Origin of the sequence: Polaromonas sp., from assembly GCF_013817205.1 — a bacterium.
GTDB lineage: Bacteria > Pseudomonadota > Gammaproteobacteria > Burkholderiales > Burkholderiaceae_C > Polaromonas.
The window spans coordinates 1-11,198 of sequence record NZ_JACDDD010000103.1; the positions used below are offsets into that span (position 1 = coordinate 1).

Sequence of the window (11,198 nt, forward strand, 5' to 3'; positions counted from 1 at the left end):
GTCCTTGGTTGCTATATCGGCTTTAGTGAGTTGCTTCGTGCGGGGCAAATTACTCGAATGCCACGATTGCATGCGGCCCAACCGCTTAACTGTTCACCCATTGATGCGAGCTTCATCGGCGGGGCTGACCAAGCCATCGAGCGCATGGTGAAGCCCACAATCGCCGAGGGAACCGCGATTCGTAAACCGATACGCTTGCCTCAGCTGCTGTCGGCTATCCGTGAAACGGGGGGGTCAACGTTGGCGCTGACCGAAGAGCAAATCATTGCAGCAGTTCGTTCACTAAGCCGAATGGGCCTCTACCCAGAACCTACTTCCGCCACTGCGGCTGCTGCATACGACCTTTTAATGCATAGGGGTGTGATCAAGCCAGCCGACACCACGGTGGTTTTGCTAACCGGAACGGGATTGAAATCTACGCAGTTCATGACCGAGCTGTTTTCTCCAACGGATAAGTCCTAAGGGCTCTCCGGGCCAACCAGCACTGGCTCTCGGTGAAGCGCGGCCATGTCTCAGCTTGCAGTTGCGCTTGCTGGGAGTCTATTTACTGGATCCAGGCGCCCTCACATCTTTGGGGCCGTCAGGGCCATCGGCTGCTCATTTTTTCGAACCTCCAGCAGCGCATCGTCCAGCGCATAAGCGAGCATTCGCCCCGGGGCCACTGACCTGCCCCCTGCCGCCATACCAATCATTGTGAGGAAGTCCACGGTTGAAGATTGAGTTGCATCGCCAGCGCGCTAGTCCAAGTTTTTGTCCGCATCCCCGTTTGAAGTAGGTGCTTGCGACCGGGAGGAACTTATCAATTCCGGTCGCAGTGGAAGCGGTTGCATATGTAGGACCGCGCCGACCCTGCGGTCGAGCTTGGTCTTACGCCGTGCCGTAGTGTTCCCGGGCAGACTATCGACCTGAACTTTACCTTGCGCCATGCCCACAACCCAGACCCACATTGCCCTCACAGAAACTGCAGATAGCGCCACTGCGGGCGCGGAACTTGGACAAGCCATACGCGCCGCATTTAACGGCATGCCTGCCGATGCTGTGATCGTATTTGCCTCCGCACAGCATGACTACGACGCGCTTCTTCAAGCGCTTGCGAACGAAGCAGGAACACAAGTGATCGCGGGTTCTTCGTCGGCCGGGGAATTCACCAACAGCGGCCGCGGAGAGGGCCAGGTGTCTGCTTTGGGCATCCGCAATTCAGACATGAAATTCGCCGTCGGCCTGGGCCAGGGCGTGAGCGAAAACGCACAAACAGCGGCTCGCCAGCTGGTGGAGGGATTCCGCGGTATTGGTTCGTCCGCGCCTAACCATCACAGTGCTCTGGTGATGACGGATGCGCTGGCCGGCCACACGGATGCACTCGTCGAAGAGCTTACGCTCCAAACCCAGGGCGATTACCGATTTTTTGGTGGTGGAGCGGGTGACGATGGCCAGTTTCAGGCCACCCACGTATTCGCGGGAGCGCGGTCGTACAACAATGCTGTTTCAGCGCTTGAGATATTGTCGACAAAACCGATTGGAATCGGTGTGTCGCATGGATGGGAGCCCGCCAGCGACGGCATGCGGGTCACGGAGGCACAGGGGACGCACTTGATCGGCCTGAACGGGGCCCCCGCACTCGAAGCGATCCGGGAGTACGCTCGCAGCACGGGTCAGGAATTAGACACCTCCGACCCACTGCCCTTCTTCCTACACAATGTCCTGGGGATCCGCTCAGCCGGAGGTTATCGGTTGCGCGTGCCACTGTCTATTGGCGAAAACGGCTCGATTCAATGCGCGGCCGCTGTACCTGAGGGCTCCGTTGTGCACATCATGAAAACAGACGCCCAGTCAGCCGTGCGAGCTGCACAGCAGGCCACTGAATCTGCCCTGCGTGCGCTCGCGGGAAATAAGCCAGCGGCGGCTCTCGTTTTTGACTGCGTGGCGACGCGCTTGCGCCTTGGACGGGCATTTGAGAACGAATTGCAGGCGTGTGCAAACCTGCTGGAGCCTGCGGGTTTCGTAGGGTGCAATACCTATGGGCAGATCGCGCGGGCCGAAGGTCAATTCGGCGGCTTTCACAACTGCACTGCGGTTGTCTGCGTGCTGCCTGAGTGACGCATGCCGCATTCACCGCGGCCATTGATAGACGCGTTAACCAGCGAGGCGGGACGTGAGCAAGCCGCGCAGGCGCTCGCAAAGGTGATTGGCGCAAAATATTTGCTTCTTCTTGTGAAGGACCCGGAGCTTGGCGTCTTTCTGCCCGCGCCCGGAATGCGCAAAACGCACGTCGCGGGACGCTCCTGGCGCACCTTTTTGCATCGCTGCCTGCACGAGGTTCGACCGGAGGGAAGCGTCGAACTCGAAGGCTGTGAATGGCATGCGAGTGCGTGCGTCGAAAGCGACTGCGCGTTCGTGCTTTTATGCGACGCCCCCTGCCCATTTCCGCATGACCTGCTCGAGAGTTTGCCGCTTCTTGCAGCAGTTCTGTGCGCGCAGCAAGCTCTGGGAATCGGCAACGCCAATGCGGCTGAGGCGCGAAATGCTGCGGCGCGCGCGCATCAGCTCGCAACGGCCCTCGATACGGCGCGAGCCTCAGCGGCGGAGCTGAATCGGCAACTGCGGCTGGAGCACCAGCAAAAGGACGAATTCCTGGCTATGCTCGCGCACGAGCTGCGCAACCCGCTTGCTCCCATCGTCACCGCCATCGAAGTGCTTAAGCGGACTGACCCGCAAGACGTGGTGCGTCGTGACCGCCAGTTGGCGGTGATGGGCCGGCAGATGCAGCAAGTGACACATCTTGTGGATGACCTGCTGGACATCTCGCGAGTGAGCCGTGGCCTGATCGAGTTGCGTCGCGAGGTCCTGTCGATTCATGAGGTGGTCGCCGCAGCGGTAGAGGCCAGCCGACCACTCATCGACAGCCGGCGGCACAACTTTCGGTTGGCTGGCGCCGTAGAGGCTCTGCATGTGAGCGGCGATCGCGTACGGTTGACCCAGGTGTTCTCGAATCTCTTGACCAACGCCGCGAAGTACACGGACCCCGGTGGGGACCTCGTTGTATACGTGGACGGCACAACTGGGCGGGTCGAAGTGCGCGTGTGCGACAACGGCCCGGGTATTCCGCAGGAGATGTTGAAGGCGGTCTTTGACCTGTTTACGCAAGTGCCCGGGTCGCTCGACCGGGCGCCAGGCGGGCTCGGTATCGGCCTCACGCTCGTCAGGACGTTGATTGAACTGCACGGAGGCCGTGTGGAGGCGCGCAGTGAAGGTGTGGGTCGCGGCAGCGAGTTCATCGTGGAGTTGCCCCTCGTAGAAGCTGACCGACCCGCAGCGGTGGGCCATGACGCGCCACGCGGAGCAAATGGTGCCACCGAAATTCTGGTCGTCGATGACAACGTGGATGCTGCTGAGACGCTGGCGGAAGTCCTGCGTTTGATGGGCGCGCGCGTGAGCGTAGCGTATGACGGGGCGCAGGCGCTGGCGCTGGGTACACGCGACCCTCACCCTGAGTTGGTCTTCCTGGACATCGGCCTTCCAGGAATGGACGGCTACGAAACGGCCCGGGAATGGCGTCAGCGCTTCGGCTCGAAAGCCAGATTGTTCGCACTCACTGGCTATGGCAGCCCCAACGACCGGCGTCGCAGCGCTCAGGCTGGTTTCGACGGGCATCTGGTGAAGCCGGTGACAGTGGAACTTATAGAGACGCTGCTCTGTAAAGCGTAAATTGTCCTGCAGGCAGCTCTGGAATTATTCCCTCACATCGCAGGTGTTGCAGGGGCCACACTGCCACTGCACTGAGCTCACTTGCGGCGAGCCATATTTCTGGTGCGCACCACCCGCATCAGCGGGTAACGCAGCGTACGAGGTTGGGCGGGGTAACGCTGCTGCGAGCGCGCCGCAAGGGATTCAACGAGGCAAACGCACTTGGCGCATCGTTGTGGTTGACGACAACGTGGATGCAGCGATCGCTCTTTCGGCGTTACTCGGAATGCCCGGTCATGCGCCAGCACCTGTTATTCCGACACTGCTGGGCTTGCCGAAGTGGAACATTCGAACCCCAGATCGTGTTGCTGGACATCGGCATGCCCGGAATGGACGGTTACGAAGTTGCCAGGCGCCTGCGCACAACTTCGTCAGGTTCGAAACTGTTGCTGGTGGCAATCACTGGCTGGGGAAGCGAGAACGATCGAAAGCCGACCAAGGACGCGGGACCCGTCGAGCACCTGACGAAGCCGGTGGAGTTTGATCAACTCGAGGTGGTTCTTGCACAGCTTGCGGGGCGAGCCGAGGTGCAGCCTAAGGTAGCTCTGTCGTAGCCGGACGGGGGCCACTCCTGGAGTGATCGTTTTTGAGTCCGGACCGGAGGAAGTGGGAGAGTCGATTCCATCCCAGGCCAGCAGTATTCATGCGCCCCAGCGCCCTTTTCGGGTTCTGGGCGTTTTGCATTTGGCCCGCGCCGCTGCGAAGGCTAGACAGGGGGGTAACTGGCGCGCTTTCACTGCCATTTTTTAATCTGCTGCATCTGAAGGCGGCTGCTCACCGCCTTTGCGCTGCTCATAACGTTTCATCAGCGGCGTGACCGACACACCGTGCGCAATCACCGAGGCCACCACTACCGCCAAGGTAAGGGACAGCAAGCGCTCGGCGATCTCGGGTTTCAGCTCGTGGGTGATGGCGTACATCAGGTAGTAGATGGAGCCGATGCCGCGTATGCCGAACCAGGCCATCAACGGGCGCTGTGAGCGCTCGACGCGGGTGCCGAGCAGGCCGAGGTAAACCGAAAGCGGCCGGATGACGAGAAACAGGACCGGTACAAACCACAGCACCTCGGACTGAAAATCCACCACCATCAGCAGTGCGCCCACCACCAGTACCACAGCCACCTCCGCAAAACGCTCGAGTTGGGCATTGAATCGCTCTACCTCTTGCATCATGTGGGCGGGTGCTTTTGCGGCCTCGGCGGAGGCGCCCGCACTCTGGCCGGCCGGTGGCCCGGGATTGTCGATGCGGCGCAGCGCCAATCCTGCGGCAAATACGGCCAGGAAACCGTAGGTATGACAGATCAACGCCAGCCCGTAGGCCAGCGCGATCAGTCCGAGCGCCATGAACTCGTCTGATCCCAGCGCTTCGCGATGGTGGACCCGCAGATACAGGATGGCCCGACCCACCAGAGCGCCCAGCAAGTAGCCGATGGCCACGCCGCCCGTCACTGCCCACAACACGTCCACCGCCCACCAGCGCCAGCCGCCCGACCCCAGGTCGTGCAGCGAGAGCAGGCCCAGGCCCAGCATCACAAAAGGAAATGCGGTTCCGTCATTGAGGCCGCCCTCGCCTGTCAGGCCGAAGCGCAGCCGATCCCGGTCGCCTGGATCCGACACCTGGACGTCAGAGGCCAACACCGGATCGGTGGGTGCGAGGATGGCGCCCAGAAGCACGGCAGCGCCAAGGGGCAAGTCCATGACCCAGTAGCCCAGCGCCGTGATGGCACCCACCGTCAGCACCATGGAAACCGTGGCCAGCTGAACCGGGATGCGCCAGCGCCGGTCACTCAGCGGCATTTCAAGTTTCAGGCCGGCGGTGAACAGCGAGATCAGCACCGCGATCTCCGTGAGTCGCTCGATCAGGCCGGCATTGCGCAGGGGGTCCAGCACCAGCAGACCCAGCCCTGCAGGCCCGATGCCCACACCTACGGCGAGATAGAGCATGGCTGCGCTGAGCGGCAGGCGCGAGACGAAGGAGCTGGTCATGGTGATGACAATCAGCAGCACGCCGACCACCACGAAGCCCCACATCAACAACAGTTCATCCGTCATGAGGGGAAGGGCGCCGCGTTTCTGGGCGTCGGTCGCGGGGCGCCGTGGCACAGGTTCATGGGGTCACTCCAGCGGGCCGAATAGGGTTGCATCTGGCCAGTGTGTGACTGCGCGACCAGCCTGCCTGCGGGGCAGCTTCCCGACTGCCTGTCAGTCCTCTGACAGCGGCCACCGTTGCTCTACCAGTCCACCAGGCTCAGGCCCACGCTCAGCACGTTGCGACGGCGGTTGTAGTCAATCAGGCTGTCGCCGTAGCCACTGAACAACTGCACGTGGTAACGCAGGGCTGCGCTGTCGGCGATGGCTTTCGAGGCTTTCATCCATTCAAGCTTGACCGAGCCGCGTGCATCGGATTTGAGGGAATGGCGCACTGTCATGCCCAGGCTGTGCAGCTTGTTGATCTGCCAGGTGCCGGCCACCTCGGCGCGGCCGATGAAGTCGGAAATGCCGGGGTTGTCGTCACTGCCTGAGGACTCGCGCAGGCGCTGCCAGATCCGCGCCTGCAGGCCCAGGCTGGAGTCGCCACCCAGATCCTTCTCGGCGGCCCCCATGAGGTAAACGCGGTTCCAGCTGCGCGACAGCGGCAGGCTCTGGCCGTTGGACTGGTGGCTCAGCCCCAGACCGCTCAGGCGGTACTTCCAGCCACCCGGCAGGTCGATCATGTGCGGGTAGATGTACACCACCTCCGGCTCATGGTCGGTAGTGCGGAACGGCCGCGAAATGTTGCCGTTGAAGAATTGCCAGTAGCTTTGCTGCGTGTAGCCGACCCACACCGAATCGCTGCCGGCTTCGTCCCCTGTACCCGAGGTCAGCAGACCCTTGGCGACCTTGGTGCGTACCGACAGCTGCAGCCGTACTTCCGAGCGCTCGTAGCTGAAGGGGGTGGCCACACTGTGGCCTGGGGCTGGCGACGACGGGTTGTTATTGACACTGTCTGACACCACGCCCGCCACCGTGATGGGACGGTAGCCGCGGATGCCAAAGGTGTCGCAGTCGGTGCCGCGCTGCAGTTCCCAGAAGCGCGACAGCTCGGAGTACTTTGTGTCGCGGCACCCGATGAGTTTGCCGTCGGGCGCCTCCGGCGCCTTACCCGGAAGCTGCAGTCCACCTGCGGTCTTTTGCACCGAGGGCGCCGTGGCAGGCGGGGCAGGCTGCACAGTCTGCGCTGAGGCTGACGCCTGAGCGTCCGCCCAGGACCGGAAGCAGGCCAGTTGCGCCGTGGCATCTCCCGACATGGCCTGGCAGGCCTGCCAGCCAGTCTGGCCCGGCGCGGCGGTTTGGGCGTATACCGGGCCGCCGGCAAGAAGCAGGCTGCCGAGCAGGCTACAGGCAGCGGCTACCAGCCCGGCAGTTTTTCCAGGGTGAACGGCACCTCCGGTGTATTCGGTGGTGCGTTGTCGCTGGTGTCTTTCCATAAGCCTGTGAATTTTTTTCCGCATGATTCTTTGACCAATTCACCGTTCCAGGTGCCTGTGATGCTGATGCCGTTTGAAGACTCGTCGAGAGTCAAAAACCCGTTTTCCAGATCGCCCGCGAGCTGCGCCCTGGGCGCATGTCCCCCTGGCCTCGCCGTGCCCAGATCGCGCAGGACGGAGCCAGCCACACTCTCGCTGAACTCTGCATGCCTTTCCAGGCGCATGATGGCCTCTGCAGGCAAGCCAGCGGGGGCCTGGGTGAAGTTTACCCGCCACTGGCCATAGATATGCGGGGCGGTCAGCTGTGTTGCCGTCAGACAGGCGCCGGACAGCGGCGCAGGGCCTGGTGGCTTTGCATTATTTTGGGCTCCAGCCCTTATGCAGCAAGCGCCAACAGCTATGAAAACAATAGCAAAACGGGTGTAAGGTTGAAATTTCATGTATGTCCGTGTCAATCGGCGGCTCTGGTTGCTTCGGCCAAGGTGTTGGCCTCGGCGCTGTCGGCTGCGCGTTTGGCAAACTCGGCCCGCAGCGCCCTGATTTTCTCGCGCGGGTCTTCCCGGGTCGTTGTTTTGTCCAGCCCCATCTCGGCAATGAAGCGGCTGGGCACGCCGGCGACTGTCTCACGGCCCTTCTTGCGGCGCCGCAGCCAGTTCACCGCCAGTGTGCGCTGGGCGCGGGTGATGCCCACGTACATCAGGCGGCGTTCCTCTTGCAGGCGCAGCGCGATGTTTTCCTCGCTGTTGCTGCCGCTCTCGTTGCCATTTTTGTCATCCAGCTTGAACGGCAGCAGGCCTTCGTTGACGCCAGCCAGCACCACATGTGGCCACTCCAGGCCCTTGGCCGCATGCAAGGTGGACAAGGTCACCACGTTCTGATCGCCTTCGCGCTCGCTGATGGTCGACAGCAGGGCAATCGTCTGCACCACCTCCAGCATGGTTTTGGTTTCCGCTGCCATGACGGCACCGCTGGTGTCGTCAATCTGCCCGCCGCAGCGCTGCGCCATCCAGTCGCAAAAATCCATCACATTGGTCCAGCGCGCGGCGGCGACGTTTTCGCTGTCCTCGCTGTCGTAGATGTGTTTTTCGTAGTCGATGTCCTTGAGCCAGGCGGTCAGAAAAGCGCGCGCATCTTCAGCGCCCACCGTGCGCCTGGCGCGGTACTCCAGGTCATTGAGGTAGCGGCCAAATTCATGCAGCGAGCCCAGCGCCTTGGCCGGCAGCACCGCACTCAGGGAGTTGGCGAACAGCGACTCGAACAAGCTCAGCTTGTACTGCTCGGCAAAGCTGCTCAGCGCAGCCAGCGTGGTGTGGCCGATGCCGCGCTTGGGCGTCTTGATGGCGCGAATGAAGGCGGCGTTGTTGTCGTTGTTGACCATCAGCACCATCCAGCTGCACAGGTCCTTGATCTCGGCCCGGTCGAAAAAGCTCTGCCCGCCCGAGACCTTGTAGGGAATGTTGGCCTTGCGGAAGGCCTTTTCAAACGGCTTGGCCATGTGGTTGGCACGGTACAGCACGCAGAAGTCCTTCCACTCTTTGTGCTGGCTGCCCTCGGCCTGAAGAGTGCCTTCGGCGCGCAGGCTCTGGATGCGCGCCACCACACGATCGGCCTCGTGCTCCTCGCTGTCGCAGTCCACCACGCGCACCGGCTCGCCCTCGCCCAGTTCGCTGAACAGGGTTTTGGGAAACAGCTTGGGGTTGGGCGCAATCACGTTGTTGGCCGCGCGCAGGATGGCGCTGGTCGAGCGGTAGTTCTGCTCCAGCTTGATCACGCGCAGGGTCGGGTAATCGACCGGCAGCTTCTTGAGGTTATCCAGTGTCGCGCCGCGCCAGCCGTAAATCGACTGGTCGTCGTCTCCCACGGCGGTGAAGCGGCCGCGCGTGCCGACCAGCAGCTTGAGCACCTCATATTGCGTGGCGTTGGTGTCCTGATATTCATCGACCAGCACATGGCCCATGGCTTTTTGCCATTTGTCCCGCACCGCGTCGTGCTCCCGCAGCAGCTTGAGCGGCAGGCCGATCAGGTCGTCAAAATCAACGCTCTGGTAGGCCGTCAGTCGCTCCTCGTAACGCGCCATGATGCGGGCGATCAGCCGCTCTTCATCACCACTGGCCTGCGCTTCGGCCTGGGCTGCGTTGAGCCCGTTGTTTTTCCAGGCGCTGATGGTCCACTGCCACTGGCGCGCCGTGGCCGCGTCGGTGCTGCCGCCGGCGTCTTTCAGGATGCTGGTGACGTCGTCGCTGTCGAGGATGGAGAACTGCGGCTTCAGGCCCAGTGCTGCGCCGTCCTGGCGCAGCATGCGCACGCCCAGCGCGTGAAAGGTGCAGATCAGCACACCGCGTGCCGGCGCGCCAATCAGTTTTTTGGCACGCTCGCGCATTTCTGCGGCGGCCTTGTTGGTGAACGTGATGGCGGCGATGTCGGTCGCCGGCAGGCCGGCCTGGATCAGCCGGCCAATCTTGTGCGTGATCACCCGTGTTTTGCCCGAGCCGGCACCCGCCAGCACCAGGCAGGGGCCGTGCATGTAATTGACGGCTTCCTGCTGGGCAAGGTTAAGTCCGGCGGTGGATAAATCGGGCGAAGGTGGGGACATGCAGGCAAAAAACGGGGAGACAGGAGCCTGCAGCGGCAGCGCATCGTGGCGCTCGAGGAAACAGCAGGATAGCGGGCATCATAGCCAGTCAGCTTGCCGCAAAGCTTGGCAGCGACAATACGCCTTGTGCTAAGCATTCTTCTCATCACCTTTCCCTTCTTCGCGCTGGTGTTGTGCGGCTACCTCGCGGCGCGCCGTGGCTTGCTGCCGCAGGCGGCAATTCCGGGCCTTAACACCTTTGTGCTGTACTTCGCGCTGCCCTGCATGTTGTACCGGTTCGGCGCCAACACGCCACTGGCGCAACTGCTCGACGTCGGTGTCGTGGCGGTCTACCTGTTTTGCGCGCTGGTCATGGTGGCCTTCACCATCGCCGTCACGCGCAACCGGCGCATTCGCTGGAATGACGCTTCCTTCGGCGCACTGGTGGCGGCTTTTCCGAACACCGGTTTCATGGGCGTGCCGCTGCTTGTGGCCCTGCTGGGCGCGCAGGCGGCCGGACCGGCCATCGTCACCATCGTGGTCGATCTGCTGGTGACCAGCTCGCTGTGTATTGCGCTGTCAAGGCTGGATTCGGCCGATGCCCACGGCGCAGAGGTGGCGGCCCGCAAGGCGCTGCGCGGCGTGGCGCTCAACCCCATGCCGTGGGCGATTGTGCTGGGCGCCGTGTCGTCGGGTCTGCAACTGGCTCTGCCAGGGCCGGTGATGCAAACTGTCGCCCTGCTGGCCGATGCCGCCTCACCGGTGGCGCTTTTCACCATAGGTGCGGTGCTGGCACGCTCCCAGATGAACAGCGTGGAAAGCATTGCGTTGAAAGACTATGTGCCCGTCGCGCTGATCAAGCTGGTCCTGCACCCCCTGCTGGTCGGGTTGATGGGGCTTGGCGCGATCCAACTGGGCGTGCCGCTGCAGCCCTTTGCCCTGACAGTGATCGTGCTGGTGGCCGCCCTGCCCAGCGCCAGCAATGTGTCGCTGCTGGCCGAACGATTTGGCGCCAACAACGGACGTATCGCGCGCATCATTTTGCTGTCCACGGTGCTGGCGTTTTTTACCTTTTCTGGGGCGGTGGCGTTGCTGACCTAGATTTGCCGCCTCAAAGGGCTAGACCGCACTTTGCTCGCTCCCGCGAAAACTTAGCAGTTCGGTGAGAAACACCGACCACGGCACACATATAAGTGCAGGCAGGAGGATCAATCCTGCAGGCACTCCTGAGCCGCCGCGCAGCACGATGGTTAGTACAAGCGCCAGCGCCGAGCCGAAGAACGAGAAAACGCCGATGTACCCAAGCCCTTTAGCCCGGATATTTCACCAGTAGTCCGATGAGCACATGATTTGGGGCGCGCAGCGGCCGATGCGTGTCGTTCGTCGAATTGTCTGGGTACTGGATGGGTTTTGGCC

Annotated in this window: 9 protein-coding genes; 5 read left to right on the top strand and 4 right to left on the bottom strand. The window is 62.3% G+C overall.

The features are described from left to right. The 4 genes from H0W47_RS17095 to H0W47_RS17110 form a co-directional block, all read left to right on the top strand. A partial coding sequence (locus tag H0W47_RS17095) for a pyridoxal-phosphate dependent enzyme (RefSeq protein WP_296926566.1) occupies window positions 1-462 on the top strand: 462 nt, incomplete at its 5' end. Window positions 463-924: 462 nt separating this feature from the next. After that, window positions 925-2,097: an FIST signal transduction protein gene (locus H0W47_RS17100; RefSeq protein WP_296926568.1), complete on the top strand. Its 1,173-nt coding sequence runs from the start codon at window positions 925-927 to the stop codon at window positions 2,095-2,097. A gap of 3 nt (window positions 2,098-2,100) precedes the next feature. Next, window positions 2,101-3,705, top strand: a complete 1,605-nt coding sequence (locus tag H0W47_RS17105; protein WP_296926570.1) for an ATP-binding protein — start codon at window positions 2,101-2,103, stop codon at window positions 3,703-3,705. 275 nt (window positions 3,706-3,980) lie between these two features. Continuing rightward, window positions 3,981-4,298 (top strand): response regulator, encoded by a 318-nt coding sequence (locus tag H0W47_RS17110; RefSeq protein WP_296926572.1) that lies wholly within the window; start codon window positions 3,981-3,983, stop codon window positions 4,296-4,298. Between the two features lie 192 nt (window positions 4,299-4,490). Here the strand turns inward: H0W47_RS17110 and H0W47_RS17115 are convergent, their stop codons facing one another. From H0W47_RS17115 to H0W47_RS17130, 4 genes are all read right to left on the bottom strand, one after another. Continuing rightward, window positions 4,491-5,795 carry a sodium:proton antiporter gene (locus H0W47_RS17115; protein ID WP_296926575.1) on the bottom strand — a complete coding sequence of 435 codons (1,305 nt, stop codon included), beginning with the start codon at window positions 5,793-5,795 and terminating at the stop codon, window positions 4,491-4,493. 179 nt (window positions 5,796-5,974) lie between these two features. Next, window positions 5,975-7,210, bottom strand: coding sequence for a phospholipase A (locus tag H0W47_RS17120; RefSeq protein ID WP_296926577.1), 1,236 nt, complete (start codon window positions 7,208-7,210; stop codon window positions 5,975-5,977). Continuing rightward, the gene (locus H0W47_RS17125) at window positions 7,132-7,434 is read right to left on the bottom strand and encodes a hypothetical protein (protein ID WP_296926579.1); all 303 of its coding nucleotides are present in this window, start codon (window positions 7,432-7,434) and stop codon (window positions 7,132-7,134) included. Before H0W47_RS17125 ends, H0W47_RS17120 begins: the two co-directional genes overlap by 79 nt. Window positions 7,435-7,661: 227 nt before the next feature. After that, window positions 7,662-9,803 (bottom strand): ATP-dependent helicase, encoded by a 2,142-nt coding sequence (locus H0W47_RS17130; RefSeq protein ID WP_296926581.1) that lies wholly within the window; start codon window positions 9,801-9,803, stop codon window positions 7,662-7,664. Between the two features lie 126 nt (window positions 9,804-9,929). Between H0W47_RS17130 and H0W47_RS17135 the strand changes: the two genes are divergently transcribed. Then, entirely contained in the window at window positions 9,930-10,883 is a 954-nt protein-coding gene (locus H0W47_RS17135) for an AEC family transporter (RefSeq protein WP_296926583.1), read from the top strand. Window positions 10,884-11,198 lie beyond the last annotated feature (315 nt).